The sequence below is a fragment of the Pseudarthrobacter sp. PvP004 genome (assembly GCF_017876035.1).
Lineage (GTDB): Bacteria > Actinomycetota > Actinomycetes > Actinomycetales > Micrococcaceae > Arthrobacter > Arthrobacter aurescens_A.
In genome coordinates this window covers 2,006,363-2,027,666 of sequence record NZ_JAGINL010000001.1, presented here as the reverse complement: position 1 = coordinate 2,027,666, position 21,304 = coordinate 2,006,363, and the positions used below count along the sequence as shown (strand labels likewise).

The following is a 21,304-nucleotide window of genomic DNA, read 5'->3' as shown; positions in this document are numbered from 1 at the left end:
TGAGACGTGGGCTCTATTTGTACTCAACATCCGCGTTCGAATATATGTTCTAATCTTGTTGGTATGAGACCGAAGCAAGACTCCACCGCTTTCGCCCGGATGATGGCGCAGATTGACGCAGACAATAGCCACCCAAAGCCTGACGACGGCAAGATCATTGAGCTGGAACCTGGTGATCAGCCTCTCGTTCGCGTTGGGGAGATCTACGGTCGGGCAATCAAATATACGAGGACCTTTGGGCTGGTCGAGTGGGCGGACGACCAGCGGGTCTATCACGTTGAGTGGTTCCCGGCAGGGCAGGTAAGGCGCGTGGACGCAGAATCATGGAGGGGGCGGACACTGTAGGTTCTTGGTATCGGCTTCAACTGGGTATGCCGGAACTACGAAGTGGTTGAACCGCCGCCGGAGTTAGCGGACGCAACGACTAGACCAGCGGCGCCCACGCTAAGACTTGGTCGCCGCTGATGCGGTAGGTCGAAGGCCATGGAGCTCCCGGTTGCACCTGCGCTGGATCTGGCCGAATCAGCAGAACAGATCCAGGCCAGATTGGCTCGGGGAGTGCTTCGATCCATGCCGGTTGGATGTAGTCGAAGCGATTCCACCGGATGGTGATCCAGGCGCCGGTCGGCTGAGGGGCATCTACGGTTAGGACGGTGACCTCGGTTGTGGTCCCGCCGGCCGCCTTCAGGCTCTCAAGCAGCTTCCATTGTTCTGCTGCTTCGGTCTGCCACTGCCGTTGGCCGCGGAGACGTTGGGCCCAGAAGAGCAGGACTACACAGGGGATCGTGAGGGATACCAGCAACCAGGCCGTGCCGGAAATCGTGAAGCTTAGAACTGCTAGGATCACAGCAAGCACCAGCGCCACTGCGCTCGCAACGATAAGAGCGGGTGTTGCTACTCTCGGCCTGAGGACTGGGTTCATCTGCATACTTGCTCCAACTTCTAGTTTAAAGCTGCCATCCAGGCCTTGTCAGGCCTATTGGGGAGTCGAACTCATACGGGTTGCGGACATCTTTTAGCTCTGGCTGTGGTGTGGCAACTTGGACGATTGCTCGCTGCAGGTAGTCCCACTGCGCTCGCCGTTCCCATTCCCAGTCCGCCGGAGTCGGACCGAGGGGGAGGGTTGCACTATTGACACCCCAACGATCCCTGTAGACTGCCACCTCTTTATGTAACGCGGCCCACTCGAAAGGTTCTTCCCCCGCACCGATGTTCTCGCGCAATTCAGTGGCCCATTCAGGCTCATCAAGTAGTGCCGCGTTGGCGACGTGCTCCGCACGGTTCCCAATACGCCGTCGTACTTGGTCGAGCAACGCTGCAAGGTCTGTACGGTCGGTAGTCAACCGCTCTGTCACCGGATCGATAAGCGATGGGGGCATGGTCGAGCAGAATGCTCGTAACCGCGCGTGGGCAACTGCGCGTAGGTCCCGGGCGCTGGCCTCGGAGCTCAGACTGTCGCTCAAGACGCGTAAGCCTCCTGGACGATTGACGTTGCTAGCTCGTCGCCAGGCAGCAACGGCGGCGCCCCAAGCTGGAGATTCGCGCATCTCCTCAGAGCGGCCGGGCATAAGACCGTCGATAGCCTTTGCGAAATCCAAGCCCGCAGCGATTTGAGCCAGGTAGTCGTACTCGCGGCTCAGGCGCTCGAGGCTGTCGGCGTGCTGCCGTTCGAAGTCCCGTACTTCGTGTGCCGTTCGCTCCGCACCTTCAGCGGCAAGGACTTCGCTAAGGATCACCCTCCAACTCGAACGGGCATTAGGATCCAGGATCTCGTCTTCGTCCGGGTCGTTCTCGCTGACGTAGGCCGTGTTGGATTGCCGCCCCCGAGTCATGCTGACATACAGCAGCTCGCGCGTGAGGCGGCCGGGAGTCACTACGGTGTGGCCGGTGTCTACAGTGAGACCTTGACTGCGGTGGGCGGTGGTGGCGTAGCCCAGCTCCAGGGATGATTCCACATAACTGCTCGGCAGGAGTAGGGCCGCTCCGGTGTCTTTCCGTATAGCCCGCAGAACACCGTGGAATCTATCGACTCCTGTGACCTCGAGGAGCGTCCCATTGCGAAGGAACTCACCTTGATCGTCGCGAATGGATCTGTCATTCCGACGGGCAATGACGATGTCTCCACGACCGGCTCGAAGGCCGTCCCGAAGGATCACGATACGTTCCGCGTCCACGTTGCCCAGACCTACCCGGTCGGCTTGGGCCCGTTCATTGAGCATTTGGACGGTCTCGTTATCAGGAGCTATCAAGACTGAGACACGGCCAGCCAGAATATCGGCGTGCCAAGCGGAGTAGGCGTGGTCGACCATGTCGGAGTAGTGGCCATGACTAATGCGACCGTGATCCTCATACTCTGCGAGCACAGACGGACGTCCCTCACGCAGCCCGAGGGAAGCTGACCGCTCCCACGGATCCTTGAAACGCCAGATCGTGCTCAACCGGGCTGCCTTGCCCTGCCGATCAAGCCAACCAAGCACACCGCCGGCATCGATGGCATCGAGCTGGGCGGGATCCCCAACCAAGAGGATCTTGGCTCCCGCTTCCTTGGCCTGACAGACCAGCGCTGCGAGCTGAAGCGTTGAGACCATGGCGGCTTCATCGACTATCACGAGCTGGTTGGGCCGGAACAGCCATTGGTTCTGCTCGGCGGCCAGCCGAGCGACTTCTTGTTGAAGTCGAGTAACGATAGGCCCGTGAGGAACGGATGCTCTACGCAGTCGATCGTCCGCTTGGAAGCATCGCGCTGCCCGTTCGGCTGCACCAGACCCAACGGATTCATGCAGCCACTTAGCGACGTTCTCAGTAACCATGCACAGCTCCGAGCCGAGAACCTCGGCGCTCGCAGCAGCCGGCGCCAAGCCAACAACGCTGCCCATCCCATACGTTGCCTCCCATGCTGCTTTGACCGCGCCAAGGGTCGTCGTCTTGCCTGTCCCGGCCGGCCCGACGATGGCGTCGAGCCTGCTGGAGCCCAGCAGGACATCCGATGCTGCCGTCAGTTGGTCATTGTGTAGTGGTGACCCTTCGCCGTTTCTGTATGAGGTGAGCGTCCCGAAGGCGACTTCGACGGGCAGGGCTGGGCCGCCGTCGTCGTTCTTCGCCGCAAGAATTTGGTCCTCGAACGCGAGTGTCGACTCATCCGTGTAGAGGCGCGACCCGTGGAAATCGAAGACGCTGCGCCCGGCGAATCGCAGATCATCAGCCGCATCCGCAGGGACGGTGTACCGATACTGGTTGAGTGGCACGGATTGACGCTCTGCCGCGGTGGACACGGCATCGATCAGCGCGTTGCGGTCGGCAGGGCAGGCGCAACGGATCTCAGCGCACACACGCTCACTCCCGGCGATCAGGTTCCAGCGATTCCAGGTTGAGCGCTTGGCCGCCACACGTTGTCGGGTGACCAAGCCGGCGGCGGTAATCCAGTCCGGGGCGAAGTCGCCGATGTGGAAAGGACGAGAGCGGGAACGCCGAATGGTGGAAGCTACGACGGTTTCGGGATCGAAACCTGTGGCCTTTGCTCTGTCTCGCCATTGTGCGGACAGTCTTCGTAATGGCGATGGCGAAGCGTTCTTGGGAGTTCGAGTCGAGAGCGTGGCTTGCTGGCGCAATCTAACGATTGTTGTCGCGGTCGGGCGAGCTCCGTGTTCAGTAATCCACTGGTTGACCAGGCGATCGGTCTCGATGTCGATGAGCCTTGAACGGTTGGAGAATTCACGGATAAGGGCTTCGGCGACGCCAGTGAGTTGCTGGCTCGGGTTATGAGTGTTTTGCGCCGGGGCACGGATGTCAGTGTCTGTGCCGAGGCTGGCGTGCAGCGCATCGAAGAGGAGCCCGTTGTAGTGTTCGCTGGCGGCGACAACTGCTTTGTATAGGGAGCGGGAGTCCAAGGTCGCCCAGGCACAGTCCGTGACGCGCTGGACTCGGTTCGCGATGACTAGGTGGGTGTGGAGCTGAGGGTCGCCGGCGCGTGATTCCCAATGGTCGAATGCTGCGGCGATGACGCCTCGGGTGCCGACGTGCGCTACTCCGTTTCGGCCGGCTCTGGTGTTGATGACCTCCTGTTCCATCCAGGCAAGCGTTGCTTCGACGGCGTGGTGATGGGTCTGCAGGATTTGTTCTTGCAGAAGGCGGGGGCTTAGTGCCCACAGCGTGGAGACGGATTTCGGGACGCTGAACGTGAGGTCGAAGCCGGCGACAGCGTGCTTTGTCGCCCTTTGAATGTTGGCCTCTTGGCTGACAGTTAGCTGTCCGTGGGGCCTTCCAAGCGGTTCCTTGCTATCGGGATGGGCTGCGTCTTGGAACACGGCACGAGCATCGGATTCAGTGACCTTGGCTCCCGATGTGCGGGCAATGCCCTGGAGACCGTTGCCCAACCAACAACCCTGAGGTGTTCCGGTTTTCACGTAATAGCTGATGGTATCTGCGGGAGTAGGGGAGGCATCGTCCAGCATCGTGGACTTGAACAGATACTTGAGGCCTGACCGTACGGAGAGCCTGGCGATGGACATTGTCATCGTCGTGCTCCGGTGCGGTTCCTCGCTGGCAACCATCCTCGCCGACGGAGAATGTCGAGCGTCACTGGGTCGAGGGCGACGCCTTTTGCACGCGAAATTTGGAGCAAGACCGCGGCAACCCGGGCGAGATCTTGGACGTTTGTTCGCTGAGCACGCTTCAGACGCAGGACTTCGTTGTGGAGGAGACCGTTTCTGGTTTCAAGTTCGGCGTAGATGGCGTGGAGCCGTTCCAGTTCGGAGGACTGCGATCGTAGCTCTGTTAGGAGCCGGTCAGTGCGTTGATCGCCGTCTTTAGGCTCGCTATGTGGATGATGTCCCGAGCTCTGCTTGTTCACACCCGTTCATGTGGTCTGCATACAAACGCCGCATGATTTTCCAACGGACTCGCCTTGGATGCCAGAGGTGTGAAAGGAGGGGGCAGCGGTCGTTGGGGGGTGATCGTCATTGCCGGTGAGGGCATCTCCGTGGTGGCAATGAACGGGCTTTCTGTTAGGAACACGACCTATGGTCTAGAGCGGAAACTAAGAAACTGTCGATAATAGGTGCGTTCCGTTTCGACGGAACCGTTGGCTGAGGCTAAAGAACCGGGCCTGCCGCGCCATGGGCTATTGCCCGTTTGGGTATCCATGACAGCAGTTCCAAGCTATGAGTGGTGAGCTACCTTCTATGCCCTATCGTCCAGATACTGTCCGGACGATAGGGCCGGATAGCCTCCCTCCTCTTGAGGGTTGGTGGCTCTGAGTAATGGGAGTTGGTCTGGACAGTTAGACCAACAGATGGTGACGTAAGGGTTCAAGGCATCGGAAGCTTCGCAGTGGCACCGCTCTCCTACGTCACCGACCAAGAGAAGGCCTACAAACACACCCAGCACTTCTCCGTCGGCTCCCGCGTACCCGGGTCCAAGCTCGACGCTTACTTTGATCCCAAGGCCAAAGGACATCCTGTCCCCGAACTTCCTTGCGGCCGCACTCGGGGACCTGCCCGTCACGCAGGTCTACATCTGGGTCATCGAACATGTCAGCCAAGAGCCTTTTGAGATCCTCCGGAAGCATGACTACGAGCTTCAGGACAAGGGTCTTGAATCCCCGTTGAAACTGGCCGACAAAGCAGCGCGACCGGTATCTTCGGCCGAAGATGATCCAGTGCTTCAAGAGCCGGAACACGCTGTGCTGAATCGCCCTGACTGGTGGGACAACAGTGGCAACGGTACCCGACGCCCTCCGACTGCCCTTGGCTGCCTGGAGACTGAGAAAGAAGCCGCGCCGGTCAAGTTCGGCGACCAACCTGCACTTTATGTTCCTTGCGCATGGCCCCGGGGACAACCCCGACGGCTGCGATTGCCGCTTCAACGAGACGACCGCTGAGGTCCTCAACGTGTGTGGAAAGTATTCGCTGCCATTGAGCGAGGACGGCCCCGCGCGGTGAGCGGCGAGCGTAGCCTGAGTTTGGGCCGGTGCTGCCTCGTGGCCCAGAACAAAACGGTCCATTGCAGCTCGCAGTGTCACCCAGGCCGACACGTCTGTGTACAGGCACAATGCTGCTGCGTCATGGCCGTTCTGGTCCGAATAGATGATCGTGGTGCTTTGAAGAATTCGTCCGTCCGGCAACTGCGACCGATACACAATCTCATGACTCAGGTCGCCTGCGGCAACCCGCTCGAGAAGTATGTCCGTTGGTAGGTCGCCGATACGCCGGCCCGTCACTATCCTGGCGATAGCCCGCACGGTATCGGGAATCCGCTGTAGATCGTGGAGTACGACTTCGGTCGGCTGGGGCGCCGATGCCTGGAGCGGTTCCACCAATAGCTCAAGGACACAAATGTTGGACTCAGCATCCATCCCCCGAGACTCGCCGCAGCTGGCGCCAGCTTCCCTCTACTTGATCGCCCACATCAGGCTCCATTCTCGTCTGTTGAATTTGCCGCACTTACTAAAGGAGATTTTGACACTTTGTGTAAATAGGCGCTGAAGCGGCCTACTGATGCTCCCCGCCGGGACCTTGGGAGGTAGGGATGCGACCGCCCCCGACCGTTGATGACAATTCAATGTTCCACTGAGCAGAACTCGAAACCGTCTGGTGAAACTTTTTCTTGACGCAAGCCAACGTGATCTGTTTCACTGGAAGCATAGGAAGCTGGCCCGTAAGTTTGACTGTTTCATGCCAGTACCCATGCTTGATGAGCTTGGAATCAACGCGCGCTGATGCCGTCGGCTCTACAGAACTCCACATTGCTGGAAGCCCTGATCTGTCACATTCACAAACAACATTGACGTTGTAGTAGGAGGCATTTCGATGACTATCGCCGCCATCGACAAACCAGTTCTGAAGAAGGTCGCTTTGCGCCTGCTTCCGATGCTGATGATTCTGTATTTCCTCAGTTATGTAGACCGAGTCAACGTGGGTTTTGCCGCCCTAACAATGAACGTTGACCTCGGGTTGAGCGCCACAGCCTATGGGCTCGGTGCCGGCGTATTTTTCATCGGGTACTTCCTATTTGAAGTACCCAGCCAGTTTATGCTGGACAAGTTCGGCGCCCGGATCTGGATTACTAGGATTGTGGTGACTTGGGGAGCCATCGCGGCTGCGATGGCCTTCGTCCAGGGTCCCATCAGCTTCTATATCCTGCGGTTCCTTCTCGGTGTGGCCGAAGCAGGCTTCTTCCCAGGCATTATCTATTTCCTTGGGCTATGGTTCCCCAGGGGGCAACGTGCTCGCATTGTGGCCTTTGTCTACATCGCTGCCCCCATTTCATTCCTGCTGGGATCGCCAATATCTACCATGATGATGCAGTACGGCGATGGCCTGTTTGGACTTGTCGGGTGGAGGTTCATGTTCCTCATTGAGGGACTGATCACTGTGATCGCTGGCATCATCGGATACTTCATCCTTGTGGACCGTCCCACTAAGGCAAAGTGGCTCCATAAGGCTGATGCGGAGCGCCTGGAGGCAACCATTGCGGCAGAAGACGCCGCTGTCGACGCCGCCCATGACGGCCATTCGATCCGCAAGGCGTTCAGCCCCCGCGTCTTTATGTTGGGACTCATATACTTCGGTATTGCATACGGTGTCTACGCCATCGGGTTCTTCCTCCCGCAAATTGTTTCGGGCTTCCAGTCCACCTACGGAGTCAAGTTTGACCTCACTCAAATCGGCCTGATTACCGCCATTCCCTATGCTGTGGCCACCGCCGTCATGCTGCCGTGGTCACGCCACTCCGACAAGACTCAGTCACGGTTCGTCCATGTCGCCATTACTTGTTTCTTGGGCGGTACAGCCCTGGCGGTCTCGCTGGTCCTCGGTTCACCGCTGCTGAGCATGATCGGCATCTGTGTCACCGCTGTGGGGGTGTTCTGCTCGATTCCGGTGTTCTGGCAGATTCCGCCCACGTTCCTCACCGGCACAGCCGCAGCTGCGGGTATCGGACTCATTAACTCCATCGGCAATCTCGCCGGGTTCTTTGCCCCCTACATCTCGGGGTACTTCAAGGACATAACCGGCAGCCTGCAACCGGGAATGCTTGTTGCCAGCGTCTTCACCTTGCTCTCGGGCGCTCTAGTCCTGGTGGCACGGGCACGAATCATCAAAAACGCAAAAGTGGCCGCTGAAGAACTCGCCAACGCACCTATCACGATCAAATAAAACGGAACCCTGTTCCGTTAGTCGGAACTATGGTTACATTGACTTGGCACTTGCCAGAACAAACAGGAGATCATCAAATGTCTGTAACAGAGACAAGCACGCAGCGCGGCGTCGTCAACGGCGTCGATCTGGACCAACTCACCGCTACGATCGACGCAGTACGGGGCGACCGGAACCTCGGCGAAGTCACGTTCGCGGTGGAAGGACAGTGGGAGGACGGCTTCAAGCTCCGGTCCTCTACAGGAGCACTCACCCAGGCCGGACACAAGGACACCTCGCGGGCCGGAAAATTCGAGATGCGCAGCGATGAGCCGGCCACTCTGCTCGGAACAGACACCGCGGTTTCACCGGCGGAATACGTCCTCCAGGCACTTGCTGGGTGCTACACAGTTACCCTTACGGCCAACGCTGCCGCCAGGAACATTGAACTGAAGAGCTACAAACTGCAGCTCGAAGCCGACTTCGACCTCGCTTCATTCCTGGGCGTGGCTCCTGAAGAGAACCCCGGCGCCAGCCAGATCCGGGTAACAGTGGAACTCGATGCCCCGGGTGCGACCCGCGAGGAACTTGAGGATTTGGTCGAGACGGTGCAGCAGCGGTCCCCGATCCGGGACACGCTGATCCGCCCGGTTGACGTGGTCACAGCACTGGCCTAATTCTCCAAGCTGACAGGAAAAATCGTGATGCACCGGGTGTACAAGCTTGATAACTCCCCAATCCCAGTCGACCAGGCAACCTTGAGGGGTTTTGAAGAACTCGGTGTCTCATTCGAGGTGCGGCCTTGTGCGACCGAGGCCGACATCATCACGAACTGCCGGGACGCGGATGGGCTCGTTGTAATGACCGAGCCCATCACGCGGTCCGTCTTAGAGGCTTTGCCGGACCTCAAGGTAATCGCACGCCCGGGAGTCGGCGTCGATTCCATCGACATGGCCGCCGCAACCGAGCTGGGAGTGCAGGTTACAAATGTTCCGGACGGGAACTATACGGACGTAGCGACACACGCGCTGGCCCTCATATTGAACGGCATACGACGGATCAGGGAATTCGACGCCGATGTTCGCAGCTACGGATGGAATGGGCAGGACATCGGCAGGAATATTCGACGGCCGTCCGAACTGACCCTCGGTATCGTGGGTTATGGGCGTTCAGGTAAACGACTCGCACAGATGGCGGCATCCGTCGGTTTCTCGGTCCGTGTTCACAGTCCACGCGCGCAGGCCGCCACGACTGAGACGCAGGAAGTCGAAGTGATGGGATTTGATGAGCTCATCGCCACGTCCGACATTGTGTCCCTGCACGTTCCACTGACCGACGAAACACGTAATCTTATCGACAAGGACGCATTGCGCCGTTTCAAAAAGGGGAGCTTCCTGGTCGACGTATCCCGGGGCGGCATCATCGACGAAACCGCCTTGGCCCAGACCGTCGATTCAGGCCATTTGGCTGGCGCAGCCTTGGACGTCTTCGCACAGGAGCCGTTGGAGAACACAAGCCCCCTCCGGCTCCAACCGGCCATCACCCTGACCCCGCACATCGCATATCTCTCTGCGGACTCCCTTAAAGAGGTCAGCACCACTGCTTTCACCGACGTTTCCCGCCTGCTAAACGGCAAGCAGGTCGTACACCCGGTCAACACACCACTTAGAAAAGTAACTCCGATGGAGACAAAATGAACCACGATGAAGTGACAGTACGCATCCGCAGCATCGAGACCCTGTCTTGCGACGCGGGATGGCGCAATTACAACTTCGTCAAACTCACGACCGAGGACGGCGTCGTCGGCTGGTCGGAATTTGACGAAGACTTCGGCCCCCGAGGCCTGACGAATGTCATCGAACTCTACGCCCCACTGTTCGTGGGCGCCGATATCTTCAACCATGAGCGCACCTATATGCAGGTCGCCGCGACCGCCCGCCCTGCACCATCGGGTCTGCCGGCAGAGGCGTTCGGCGCGATCGAAAACGCCATGCTCGATGCCAAGGCCAAGATCCTTGGGATTCCGGTTCATCAGTTACTCGGCGGCAAACACCGCGACGAAATTCAGGTCTATTGGTCCCACTGCGCTAGTTGGCGTATCAGCCACCCTGATCACTACGGCTCCCGTATCTCCGATCTGAGCGGCGTGACTGATGCCGGACGCGAGGCACGTGACCGTGGCTTCGGAGCGGTCAAGACCAATATGTTCTCCTATGGCCCCAATGGCCCTAAGTCCTGGGGTTCCGGCTTCGGGAATCCTTACGAGCCGGGACTGAACATCGACCTGAAGCTCATCAGGGACGTTGTGGCCCACCTTGAGGCGCTCCGGGAGGGAGTGGGCGAGGAAGTCGAGATTCTCCTCGACATGAACTTCAACGCCCGGACGGAGGGATACCTTCGATTGCTGCGTGCCCTAAAAGACTTCAACCTGTTCTGGGCCGAACTGGACCTTTACAACCCTGATGCCCTTGCGCACATCCGTGAACAAAGCGGCGTCCCCATCGCCTCATGCGAGACCCTCTTTGGAGTTCGGGAGTTTCTCCCCTACTTCAAACGGCAGTCCCTTGATGTGGGCATCGTTGATGTCATCTGGAACGGCGCATGGCAGGCAATGAAGATTGCCAACACTGCAGAGGCCTTCGACGTTAATGTGGCGCCGCACAACTTCTATAGCCATCTGTCGACCATGATGTCCGCTAACTTTGCAGCAGCCGCCCCGAACCTGCGCATCATGGAGCACGATGTGGACCGCCTTGAATTTGACGATGAGCTGTTCACCCACGCTCCGGTACTGCGGGGCGACCGACTCCAGGTTTCCGGGCGACCAGGTTGGGGAACCGAACCAATTGAGGACGTAATCCGCTCACGCCCTGCCGTTAAGCGGACCGCCTACCTAGGGATTAAGCGGTAGTCATGACAGCGCCCGGGCTTCGCCTGCCAATAGCAGATACTCTGATTCCATGACGACGCCCGAAAATCATGGACCGGCCCTGGCCGGCGCCGCGGACAGCATCCGAAGTGTCGAGCGCGCTGCCGCTGTAATCCAGGCGATCTCCGCCGCGGGTCGCAGCGGCAGCCGCCTGGTCGACATCGCTTCCGAAACAAAGCTTTCCAAGACGACCGTCCACCGGCTGCTGGGCACTCTGTCCAAAATCGGATGGGTGGAGCAGGACCATGAATCCGGGACGTTCTACTTGGGTCTACCCATGGTTGGCTATGGAAGCGCCGCTGCCGACCGGCACGGCCTCCTCGACGTAGCAGAACCTCACCTGCTCCGGCTCGCCGAGCTGACGGGGGACACTGTCTATCTGTCCGTGCGCGCCGGAAACAAGGCACTCTGCATCGACCAGGCCGTCGGATCGTTCCCCATAAGGACACTGAACCCCCGAGTCGGAGACCGGCTCCGGCTGGGAACCTGTGCGGGAAGCCTCGCCCTGCTGGCTTGGCTGAATGATAACGACGTTGAACGCATCATCCGCGACGATGCGGACAACCCCGGCGGGAACCTTGGACTGGAGTCCACCGTCGTTCGCCAGATGGTTGATCAGGCACGGGAGGATGGCTACGCATACTTTCCCGGACTGCTAATTCCGGACTCTGCCGGCATCGGTGTTCCGGTGCTCGGAGTCGACGGAGCACCTGTAGCGTCGCTTAGCGTAGCCGCAATCGAACCGCGTATGACAGAACCCCGGCGATCCCAGATCGTTGAGTGGTTGCAGCAGGAGGCCTCGGCCTTCTCGGAAGCCTTAATCGAACTCGATCCACGGTTTAGCACCAGCAGTATGCGCCGTCTCAGCGTCAACAACTGAATCGGGAAAGCCGTCCCAACCGGTTAGCCCAATCCGTAGATAGTCCTGAAATTACCTGGGCGCCGCAGAAATATCCACCCTCCTAACCCGGGTGGAGTGGCCAAGAGCGACCACAGTACTTTCTGCTGTCTGGTCGCTGTCTGAGCGAAAGCATGGAGCATCACATTCGCTTACCGGAACCCTGTAGACACAGGTCCTGATCGTTCGACCGGGATCCGAGATGATTACACTGCGCTCTTTCGCGCCTGGCCGTGGCGCCGCCGGTGCACGCTGTCCCCTTACGCCGGCAGCGACTTATGCGCTGACTACTGCCTCTCTTCCACTGTTCCAACACAGTAAGAAAGCTGCTTCCCCTAACCAACGGATCGAGAATGGTGAACTGTTCCACGCTCGAGGTAAGGACTGAACTGGGCATTTTTCCAACGCCCATACGCGCTGCGTCAAGTACGCCTACGCCAACGCTGGCGACAATCGCGCACGCTTCATGGTGTCGTCATATCAGCTAGAACCAGCATCATCTGATTCGTGCGTCCCCGGCAAAGGACGTCCACAACGGCGAGACTTCAGACCGATTTCTATTGGAGTCTCTTGGGCCTAGTCATTGCATGTTCGTGTGGCGATGCTGCATCCGCTCGTACGATGCCGCATCCCTGGTAGCTAGTTCCAGTACCAGAGCGTCCAGGGCAATCAGTGAGGCTTGCTCGAACAGGCTGCCTCCAAACTGTTTTGAAGGTGAAGAAGCGAGTGTGAGGGTGGCATCTGCGAGATCGATCAAGGGGCTGTTGGGGGCAGAGGTCAATAGAGCGACCGTGGCCCCTTCCGCCCGGCCGATTTCCGCGTATGCGGCACTGACGGGTGTCCGGCCGGAGTTCGAAATAATGAAAAGTCCGTCGCCATGGCGCACCGACGGTGCGGTTGCTTCGCCCAGCACGTGCGTTTCGAAGCCGAAATGCATGATGCGCATGGCCGCCATTTCGGCGACCAGCCCGGACCTTCCTTGGCCGGTGAAAAACCAGCGTCGGGTCCGGTCTTGGAAGAGCCGGAAGAAGTTATCAAAAGCGCCGGGGTCGATGTGATTAAGTACCTGGCTCACTTCGCTCCCGATGGTCTGCCACGCGGGCGATCGGACATGTGGGCTGGTCATGGTATCGCCTTATTGATCGGTCGATTGCTAGGGGGAGCTGGGCATGCTGCCCGGACCAGTGCCCGACCCGCGACGGCGTAGACAACACCAGCCTTATGGAGCATGTCGAAGTTTTCCTCGTTAACGCCACCGTCCACCCCGAACGGCAATTGGGTTCCGGCAGCGCTCTTGATGGTGTCGAGTCGTCTCAGGTCGGCGGCGTGACCTGCCTTGCCAGGTGGCGTCAGCATGGCCAGCAGTCCGTCAGGCCCGCAGGCCAGTGCTCTGCTGAGTTCAGGGGCAGTGGGGTTGTCCAGAGCTATCCAGACCGAGCGAGCCTTGGGCCGGGCATGGGCCATTGCTTCTTCGATGGCATCCACCGCTGGATACTGGATCGTGATACGCCCGATGTCCTGGGGCAGGAGACCGATGGTCTCTACGACGTTATCGACCATTAGATGTGCATCCAGTCGATGACCCGCCCGACCGGCCAGCCGGAGAAGCTCCTCGACCGTGACGCCGTTTTGACCCAGGTACCTTCCTGCGATCATGTCTGCGTGGACCCAGTGCCGGGCGTTCAGGAGACGTTCGGTGAGGCCGTCGCGTTGATTTGCTGGTACAGCGATGACGCTCCCGGCCAGTACGATCCCGGCATGACGGGCCTTGTCCTCGAGTTCGGTGTTCAAAGCGGCCGGTCCGATCCACGCCATTCCGCGGCCGTTTTGTACCTCTCGAAAGCCTGATTGCTCCCTTGCACATCCTGTGGGGTTGCCGCTGGTGTTGGTTCCGGTGCCCAAGAGTCGCGGACCTCCTGGACGCTGCGTCCTTGGAAGCAGGCGGCGGCTTGGATGGCGGCACCGACGGCGACTGATTCGGTGCTAGCTGAAGTGTGCACGACCGAATTGAAAGCATCTGCAGTCAGCTGTCGGTACGCTTCAGACCGGGCGGCGCCGCCAGTAAGGATGATTCGACCATCCGAGAGGGCTCCCACGCGGTCCAAGTGCTCTGCTCCACGTCTTAGGCCGAAGATGACGCCTTCAATCGCAGCGCGGGCCATTTGATCGCGGGTGATATCGGTGCGGATGCCCGTCAGCGTTCCTGTCGCATGGGGAAGATTCGGCTTGCGTTCGCCATCAAGAAAGGCGGCCAAGACGGGTGCGTCCACAGGGGAAGCCGAGAGGGCCATCCGGGATAGTTCCTGATGGTCAACCCCCAAAATCCGGGCAAAGGCATCCGTGACTCTTGCTGCGTTCAGGGTCGATACCAGGGGCAGGTACCCGCCGGCTGCGTCGGCTACGCCATCGACGATGCCTTGCGCGTCGTGAACTGGTGATTCGCTGACGGTGAAGATGACCCCCGACGTACCCAGCGACAGAACCCGGTCTCCGCGGCGGGCTCCCAGCCCCAGTGCACTGGCGTGTTGGTCGCCGGCGCCGGGACCCACGATCGTATCCGGCCTGACACCGAGCGCCTCCGCCGACGCGGGGTGAACAGTTCCCACGGTTTCCGAAGGCCCCATGACCCGCGGGACCATTCTGTCCCACGGTGTGTATTCGTCAATGAGTGCCAGAATGTCGTGGTCGTAGCGACCGCGCTCTGCACTGTAATAGCCTGTTCCGCTTGCCTCGGAACGGTCTGTCGCAAACTGACCCGTGAGCTGGTAGGTCAGCCAGTCGTGGGGAAGGAGAACCTGGGCCAGTCTTCGAAAGTTGTCCGGTTCCGCTGTGCGTAGCCAGAGCAACTTGGAAACCGTAAATGCCGCTGTCGGGACCGATCCTGTCCGCTGGGCCCATTCCTTGGCAGGGAGAGCCTCGCGCAATGCCTCCATCTCGGGGGCCGTGGTCGTGTCATTCCAGAGTTTGGCGGGCCGGATCACAGCTCCGGCGTCGTCCAGGGCGACGAGGCCGTGGCACTGAGCTGCTACTGAAATCGCCCTGACATCGGTGCCCTTGGCGTTCGCTGCGCTCAATGCACCATGCCAAGCCCCAAGGGTCGATTCCCACCAGAAGGAAGGGTGCTGCTCGCTGAGCGGGGGAGATGTTTGCGGGTGAGGGGCCGACCCGGAGCCTACGACGCGGCCTGTATCCGCGTCGCAAAGAACGACTTTCGTGGACTGGGTCGATGAGTCGACCCCGGCTATCAGTGGCATTGGTGTCCTTTCGTGGATCAGGCCGCTCGGACAGCTCAGCCATATTACTCATCTATAGGCGGACGCAATGGACGGGGTGGGCTTGGATCTCGCACCCTACTTGCCATAAGCCGGTTAGGCCCGTCGTCGGCGGCCGCCATAGTGCAAGTATTCAAAAATTGCACTCAAATGACAACCACAGCTCTCATTTGAGCGGTAAGCTCAAATGAGGAAGCGCCCGGAGGTGGTGGTGCTTGAAGGTATTAAGGAGGTTGGACGTGCCCCTAAGTTCCGGTGAAGGGATTCTCGCGGCCACGGTTGCGCAGCGGTTCTATATAGATGGCGAGTCGAAAGTGAAAATAGCTTCCGACCTGGGAATCTCACGCTTTCGCGTGGCGCGCCTCCTGGAAGTCGCCGTGGCGGAAGAGATTGTACGGTTCACTATTTCCGCACCCTTAGCCCTGAATATTGAGTTGTCCGAGATGGTGCGAAAACGCTTCGGTTATCGCCAGGTGGTTGTGGTGGATGCACCCGAGGACGAAAAGGATCCCGGGCGTCTCAGGCGGCGGGTAGGCGCCGCTGCGGCAAAGCTGATAAGCGACCTCGTAACCGACAAAGATGTGCTGGGTATTGGATGGGGCCGGACTATGAGCGCCATGGCAACCGAATTGACCCACCTCGCTCCATGCCCTGTCGTTCAGCTCGGAGGAATGGCTGGCTCCGTCAATGAGAATTCTCTGGAGCTCGTTCGACGAGTTAGCGAGGTAGGAGGGGGGCGTGCCTATCCGATGTTCGTTCCGCTTGTCGTCCCCGATGCAACCACGGCCGCCGGATTAAGAAATCAGCCCGGCGTGGAGTCCGCCTTCCGCTTGTTCGAAAAGATCACAGTGGCGGCGGTAGCCGTCGGCAGCTGGGATCCTCCGGAGTCACAAATGCGCGACGCCCTCGGAAAAGAGGCCCGCGAGGCTCTAACCAAACGCGGCGTGGCAGCAGAAATTCTGGCCACCCTCATTCGCAAGGATGGCGGGATAGTTACAGATCTGGATGAGCGCACCAATGCCCTTGACTATGAGGGTATGAAGAAGATTCCGGAATTGATTCTCGTCGCGGCTGGCGCCAACAAGTCCGGGGCCATACGCGCCGCCCTCCGCGCCGGCCTGGGGACCACCCTGGTCACCGATAGGTCACTTGCCAGAGCTCTCATGCGCCAACCCTAGGAGCGACGGCCTCAGGATTGGAGCTCCTGGGGTCGGAGCGAGACCGGCTCATTTGAGCCTTGCGCTCGTTTGAGAGTAGCGCTTGTCAAATGAGCCTTACTCTTCGAATACTGGAGCTGTGGCCCAAACCACAGGAACAGGAGGGTTCGAAGATGACCAAGTCACAGACGAAGCTCGTGCTTGAAGCGGCACGAACATTCATCGCGGCCGAGAGCCGGGCGGTCCTGGAGGTCGCCGACCAGCTCGACGAGACTTTTGTTAGGGTCGCCTCCCTGCTCCTGGATGGAGAGGGCAAAGTGATACTCACCGGGGCGGGCACCAGCGGTTTTATCGCGCGGCGGGCAGCCCACCTTCTGTCGGTCTCCGGCACGCCGGCTTTCTACATGAATCCCACCGACGGGCTTCACGGCTCAATGGGCGCGGTCCGAAAGAACGATGTCATGATCGCCCTTTCCAAGGGCGGTAGTAGCGGCGAAGTCAATGAGTTGGCCGAACGCGTTCAAGGCGAAGGCGTCATCGTCGTAGCGTTGACGTTTTCCCCGGATTCCCGCCTTCACCAGCTCGCCGACATCCCTGTTGTCCTGAGGCCCTATCTGCCGGCGGACCCCGGGGGGCTAATCGCAATGGGCAGCACCCTTGCACACAGTGCATGGCTGGACGCGATGGCTCTGGTGCTGATGAGGGCCCGGCAATACAGCTGGTCCCGCGTGCATTACACCCACCCCGGAGGTGCAGTCGGGAGCCGTACGGTTCTTCCCGCCGCGCTCGACCCCTTGCGGATACCGCATTCGGCGGAACCCGCATGAAGCCCCTCCGCCGAGCTGCTACTCAGTCGATGCGAGACGACGCCTCCGCCCGACCTTGGCTAGGGACCGTTCGATCGGTTCCTGGACACACTTCCACTCATTTGAGCAAAACGTTCTACCCCTACAGAGAGGTTTCCCATGAATAAGCGACGCATACCTGAAGAAGTGGGTATCTTCGCCGTTCTCATCGCTGTCGTAGCGGTGCTCAGCGTCTTGTCTCCGACTTTCCGCACCCTGGACAACGGGCTCGTGCTCCTCGTCAACGGAACTGTCATCGCGTTTCTCGCTCTAGGGCAGGCCTTTGTGTTGCTCACAGGCGGAATCGACCTCTCCACAGGAGCGAACGTCGCAATGACGGGCGTCGTCGCCGCACTGTTCATGCAGGCTGGGCTGCCCTGGCCCATAGGAGCCGTTCTAGCCGTTCTGGTGGGCACCGCATTGGGTGTCACCAACGGACTACTGATCCACTATCTGCGCATACCTCCGTTCATTGCCACTTTTTCAACACAGGGCGTCGCCCTCGCTATTCCGCTAATTATCACAGGGGCGAACTCTGTGGCCGTACGTGAGGCTGGCTTTTCCTGGATAGGGCAAGGCCGTATCGCCGGGGTACCGGTTCCCGTGCTGCTTCTGGCCTTGGCTGCCATTGCGGCGGCATTGTTCCTGAAGATGACCCGACCCGGCGTTCACGTGTATGCCTTCGGCGGCAACAAGGCGGCAGCCCGTCTAGCCGGTGTGAGCCTGTCCCGCACCACGGTCCTGGTCTATGCCGTCAGCGGTTTCTGTGCCGGGATGGGTGGACTCATCGCGACCTCACGCCTCATGGTCGGCTTCCCCTCCACTGGAACCGGGAACGAGCTGTTCTACTCAATCGCAGCTGCGGTTGTCGGCGGGATCTCGCTGTTCGGCGGCACTGGCACTGTTCTGGGTGCGATGATCGGGGCAGTCCTCATCGCAGTCGTCTCAAACGGCATGAACGTCCTGAATGTTCAGAGTTACTGGCAATCGCTCGTCATTGGGCTCATCATTCTGGCTGGCGTTTCGTTCGATACGCTCCGCCGATTCCGAAGCGGTAAACCAATTCTCCGCCGGCCCACCGCCGGGCTCGGAAACGGGGCGTCTAGCGCCCCGAAAGCACCGCCGAACACCGAAGTTCCATCCTCCGTCGCTCAGCAACACCCGTAGTGTCCCCACGAAAGGAACATCAATGAAGATCCGAAAAGCCTTTGGTCCTACCATTGCCGTTAGCCTCTTGGCATTAAGCTTGGCAGCCTGCTCAAACCCAGCTGTCGATGCACCGTCGGCCGGCAGCACCGATAGCAAGCTGCCCGCCTCCTGCTCCACTGAGAAGCCCACCATCGGAGTCGCGCTTCCCAACACCATCAACCCGTACTACGTCGCGATGCAGGACAGCTTCAAGAAGCACGGGCAGGAACTTGGCTTTGACGTTAAGGTCGCCATCGCTAATGACAGCGACTCCACTCAGCTGTCGCAAGTCGACTCCTTCATTCAACAGAAAGTCTGCGCAGTCGCTCTCAACGCCGTGAACTCCGGCCCCGGTGCCGCAAGCGTGAAGGCATTGAACGCAGCGGGCATTCCTGTCTTCACGGTCAATGTCATCATTTCTCCAGATGACCTGAAAACCCAGAATGCCTCCTTTGTGCAGTATGTCGGCGCTGATCAGGTTGCCGGCGGCAAGCAAATGGGCGAACAGGTACTTAAGGACCTGGGCGCCGATGCCAAGATCGTCGCCGGCATCATCGGCAACCCTGATCAAATCCCGACCAATCAGCGCGATCAGGGATTCAAGGACGCACTGTCCAAGAACTCCAACGCATCGACGGTCCAGACCGTGAATGGAAAGATCGACCCGAGCGTCAGTCTTCAGGTCACCGGAGACCTCCTGCAGGGCAACCCTGGGATTAACGTACTGTTCGCCGATGCGGGCCCCCATGCTGTCGGTGCACTCCAAGCGGTCGCCCAACAAGGCAAGGCTGACAAGGTGAAGGTCTACGCTTTCTGCGCCGCAGACCAGAAACTCAACAGCACTTACGCCGCTTGCGCCGCGCAGGAGCCCGCCAAATATGCTCAGATCGTTTTGGACAACATGAAGAAGCACCTGGCCGGTGAGAGCGTCGACAAGGAAGTACTGGAGCCGTTGAAGGTTTTCGTCGATGGCCAGACGCCTGGACAAGGCGAAGTCGGCTAATCAATCAAACGTTCTGAAAGGGAGACCATCGTGGCCTCAGGTCTTATCGTGACCAGTATTTCGAAGTCCTACGGGCAGACGAGAGCGCTGACTGACGTCAGCCTCAACATACAGCCGGGCCAGGTGGTCGCCCTTATCGGACACAACGGTGCCGGAAAATCAACGTTGCTGCGTTCACTTTCCGGCGCCGAGGTTCCGGATAGTGGCACCATCACAGTTGACGGATCTATGGATCAGTTCCATTCGCCCAGCGATGCGACGGCCGCCGGAATTGCCTGTGTATATCAGGAGCTTAGCCTCGTCGACGAACTGACTGTCGCCGAGAATCTCTATCTGGGCACCGAACAGGTGACGGGGCCTTTCCTTAACCGTAAGGAAATGAATCGCAGCGCCGACCAGCTATGCCGAGAGTATGGGATCCCGGCCCGGGGAACCGATCTTGTCGGAAAGCTGCCGGTGGCCCAGCGACAACTCCTGGAGGTGGTTCGAGGTATCAACCGGGATGCCAAGTATCTTCTGCTCGACGAACCAACAACTGCGTTGGAGCAGGAACAGGTCGAGAATCTGCTGGCGATCATCCGCAGATTGACCGCCGAGCGTGGTCTCGGTGTCCTTTTGGTTGACCACAAGCTAGATGAGGTCTTTGCCATCGCGGACCATATCGTGGGTCTGGCAAATGGGGCCATTGTTCTGGACAGTCCGATCGAGACGGTCGACAGGCTGGCAGTCATCGATGCCATCGTAGGAGACCACGGCAGCCTCGATGAGGGACTCATGTCCCACGCCGAACTTTCCATCGGTGATTTGGAAGTCCTGGACGACGCCGCCCGGACCGACCGTTTCGGAGACGTCGTCCTCCGGGCCGAGAACGTCAAGGGCAACGGTCTGGCCGGAGTGTCGCTGGACGTTCGCGCGGGTGAAGTCCTCGGCATCTATGGACTGATCGGTGCTGGGCGTTCGCGGTTCCTGAGAACCGTTTTCGGAGCCGAACCAGTAGCTCCGGGCCAGCTCACATTGCATGGGAGCCCGTACCAGCCCAAAGAGCCAGCAGGGGCGATCGCGAAGGGAGTGGCATTCTTGTCCGAGGAACGAAAGTCTGACGGCTTCATTCCGCAGATGACCTCCATAGACAACGCCGTGTTGCCGGTCCTGGATCGCTTCAAATCATCCGGTGTCCTTCGCTGGAGGGCATTGCGACAGGCGGCACGTGACTCGTTGTCACAGGTAACGATCCGCGGGGATGTAAACAGTCCTATCACCTCCCTTTCCGGTGGGAATCAGCAGAAGGCGCTTTTTGCTCGTGCCACCATGCAGAACCCTCAACTGCTTCTGCTGGATGAGCCTACTAAGGGAGTTGACATCGGCGCCAAGGGTGAGATCCACAAGATAGTTAAAGACCTTGCCCGCGAACAGAATGTTGCGGTCATCGTGGTCTCCTCCGAAGAGGAAGAGCTCACCATGCTCGCGGACTCGATCGTGGTCTTCAGGCACGGCGCCTGTGACGGCACGGTCTATCCCCGGAACGGAGTCACTCCAGCGCAGCTACGCGAACTCGCGTGGGCCGAGGCGAAAGAAGCGGTTTGAACAGCTGTAATCGCTGAGGCCAAGGCCCTCTGAAAGATACGGGGAGGCGCTGCCGATGATTCGGCGGCGCCTCCTTCGCAGGTGGATTCTCTTGTGGCCTGCTCGCTGTGTGTTGGTCCACTAGGGAGTTTGCTCGCCAACGCTCAATCTGCAGGACTTTGCGCCCTTGGAATGAGCTCCCAGTAAAACTGGGACCGGCAGCCGAGCCGATGGAAAAAGGTGGCTGTCGAACTCAGCCCACGAACAGGAACTTCGGACGGGAGCATCCTTGAGCGCTACAGGGCTTTTGTTACAGG

Annotated in this window: 17 protein-coding genes and 1 pseudogene; 12 read left to right on the top strand and 6 right to left on the bottom strand. The window is 59.5% G+C overall.

Translation table 11 applies throughout. From position 1 onward, the window contains the following. Positions 1-63 precede the first annotated feature (63 nt). A complete protein-coding gene (locus tag J3A64_RS09125; protein ID WP_210064169.1) occupies positions 64-345 on the top strand; it encodes a hypothetical protein in 282 nt (93 codons plus the stop codon). 79 nt (positions 346-424) lie between these two features. Here the strand turns inward: J3A64_RS09125 and J3A64_RS09120 are convergent, their stop codons facing one another. Further along, positions 425-928, bottom strand: a complete 504-nt coding sequence (locus J3A64_RS09120) for a hypothetical protein (protein ID WP_210064168.1) — start codon at positions 926-928, stop codon at positions 425-427. Between the two features lie 19 nt (positions 929-947). Beyond that, entirely contained in the window at positions 948-4,514 is a 3,567-nt protein-coding gene (gene mobF, locus J3A64_RS09115) for a MobF family relaxase (protein ID WP_210064167.1), read from the bottom strand. A 917-nt stretch (positions 4,515-5,431) separates the two neighbouring features. On the opposite strand from mobF, the gene J3A64_RS23680 reads away from it, so the two are divergent. Further along, positions 5,432-5,878: a hypothetical protein gene (locus J3A64_RS23680; protein ID WP_286176247.1), complete on the top strand. Its 447-nt coding sequence runs from the start codon at positions 5,432-5,434 to the stop codon at positions 5,876-5,878. A gap of 147 nt (positions 5,879-6,025) precedes the next feature. Here the strand turns inward: J3A64_RS23680 and J3A64_RS24105 are convergent. Further along, a pseudogene (locus J3A64_RS24105) lies at positions 6,026-6,352 on the bottom strand (PAS domain-containing protein); the annotation flags it as partial. A gap of 454 nt (positions 6,353-6,806) precedes the next feature. Between J3A64_RS24105 and J3A64_RS09100 the strand changes: the two are divergent. The 5 genes from J3A64_RS09100 (at position 6,807) to J3A64_RS09080 (ending at position 11,941) form a co-directional block, all read left to right on the top strand. Further along, positions 6,807-8,153: an MFS transporter gene (locus J3A64_RS09100; protein ID WP_210064166.1), complete on the top strand. Its 1,347-nt coding sequence runs from the start codon at positions 6,807-6,809 to the stop codon at positions 8,151-8,153. A gap of 77 nt (positions 8,154-8,230) precedes the next feature. After that, positions 8,231-8,809: an OsmC family protein gene (locus J3A64_RS09095; protein ID WP_210064165.1), complete on the top strand. Its 579-nt coding sequence runs from the start codon at positions 8,231-8,233 to the stop codon at positions 8,807-8,809. Between the two features lie 27 nt (positions 8,810-8,836). Beyond that, a complete protein-coding gene (locus J3A64_RS09090) occupies positions 8,837-9,829 on the top strand; it encodes a C-terminal binding protein (RefSeq protein WP_286176645.1) in 993 nt (330 codons plus the stop codon). Beyond that, positions 9,826-11,043 (top strand): mandelate racemase/muconate lactonizing enzyme family protein, encoded by a 1,218-nt coding sequence (locus J3A64_RS09085; protein ID WP_210064163.1) that lies wholly within the window; start codon positions 9,826-9,828, stop codon positions 11,041-11,043. Before J3A64_RS09090 ends, J3A64_RS09085 begins: the two co-directional genes overlap by 4 nt. Positions 11,044-11,092: 49 nt before the next feature. Continuing rightward, positions 11,093-11,941, top strand: coding sequence for an IclR family transcriptional regulator (locus J3A64_RS09080; RefSeq protein WP_210064162.1), 849 nt, complete (start codon positions 11,093-11,095; stop codon positions 11,939-11,941). Positions 11,942-12,539: 598 nt separating this feature from the next. On the opposite strand, the gene J3A64_RS09075 is transcribed toward J3A64_RS09080, so the two are convergent. From J3A64_RS09075 to xylB, 3 genes are read right to left on the bottom strand one after another with little or no spacing between them, the layout of a single operon-like run. Next, a complete protein-coding gene (locus tag J3A64_RS09075; RefSeq protein WP_210064161.1) occupies positions 12,540-13,085 on the bottom strand; it encodes an SIS domain-containing protein in 546 nt (181 codons plus the stop codon). Next, positions 13,082-13,774: a hypothetical protein gene (locus J3A64_RS09070; RefSeq protein ID WP_210064160.1), complete on the bottom strand. Its 693-nt coding sequence runs from the start codon at positions 13,772-13,774 to the stop codon at positions 13,082-13,084. Before J3A64_RS09070 ends, J3A64_RS09075 begins: the two co-directional genes overlap by 4 nt. Then, positions 13,747-15,213 carry a xylulokinase gene (xylB, locus tag J3A64_RS09065; RefSeq protein WP_210064159.1) on the bottom strand — a complete coding sequence of 489 codons (1,467 nt, stop codon included), beginning with the start codon at positions 15,211-15,213 and terminating at the stop codon, positions 13,747-13,749. Before xylB ends, J3A64_RS09070 begins: the two co-directional genes overlap by 28 nt. A gap of 257 nt (positions 15,214-15,470) precedes the next feature. On the opposite strand from xylB, the gene J3A64_RS09060 reads away from it, so the two are divergent. The 5 genes from J3A64_RS09060 (at position 15,471) to J3A64_RS09040 (ending at position 21,008) form a co-directional block, all read left to right on the top strand. Continuing rightward, entirely contained in the window at positions 15,471-16,409 is a 939-nt protein-coding gene (locus J3A64_RS09060; protein ID WP_210064158.1) for a sugar-binding transcriptional regulator, read from the top strand. Between the two features lie 152 nt (positions 16,410-16,561). Then, positions 16,562-17,215: an SIS domain-containing protein gene (locus tag J3A64_RS09055; protein ID WP_210064157.1), complete on the top strand. Its 654-nt coding sequence runs from the start codon at positions 16,562-16,564 to the stop codon at positions 17,213-17,215. Between the two features lie 138 nt (positions 17,216-17,353). Next, positions 17,354-18,400: an ABC transporter permease gene (locus J3A64_RS09050; RefSeq protein WP_210064156.1), complete on the top strand. Its 1,047-nt coding sequence runs from the start codon at positions 17,354-17,356 to the stop codon at positions 18,398-18,400. Between the two features lie 22 nt (positions 18,401-18,422). Continuing rightward, positions 18,423-19,424, top strand: a complete 1,002-nt coding sequence (locus J3A64_RS09045) for a substrate-binding domain-containing protein (protein ID WP_210064155.1) — start codon at positions 18,423-18,425, stop codon at positions 19,422-19,424. Between the two features lie 48 nt (positions 19,425-19,472). Beyond that, positions 19,473-21,008 carry a sugar ABC transporter ATP-binding protein gene (locus tag J3A64_RS09040; RefSeq protein ID WP_210064154.1) on the top strand — a complete coding sequence of 512 codons (1,536 nt, stop codon included), beginning with the start codon at positions 19,473-19,475 and terminating at the stop codon, positions 21,006-21,008. Positions 21,009-21,304 lie beyond the last annotated feature (296 nt).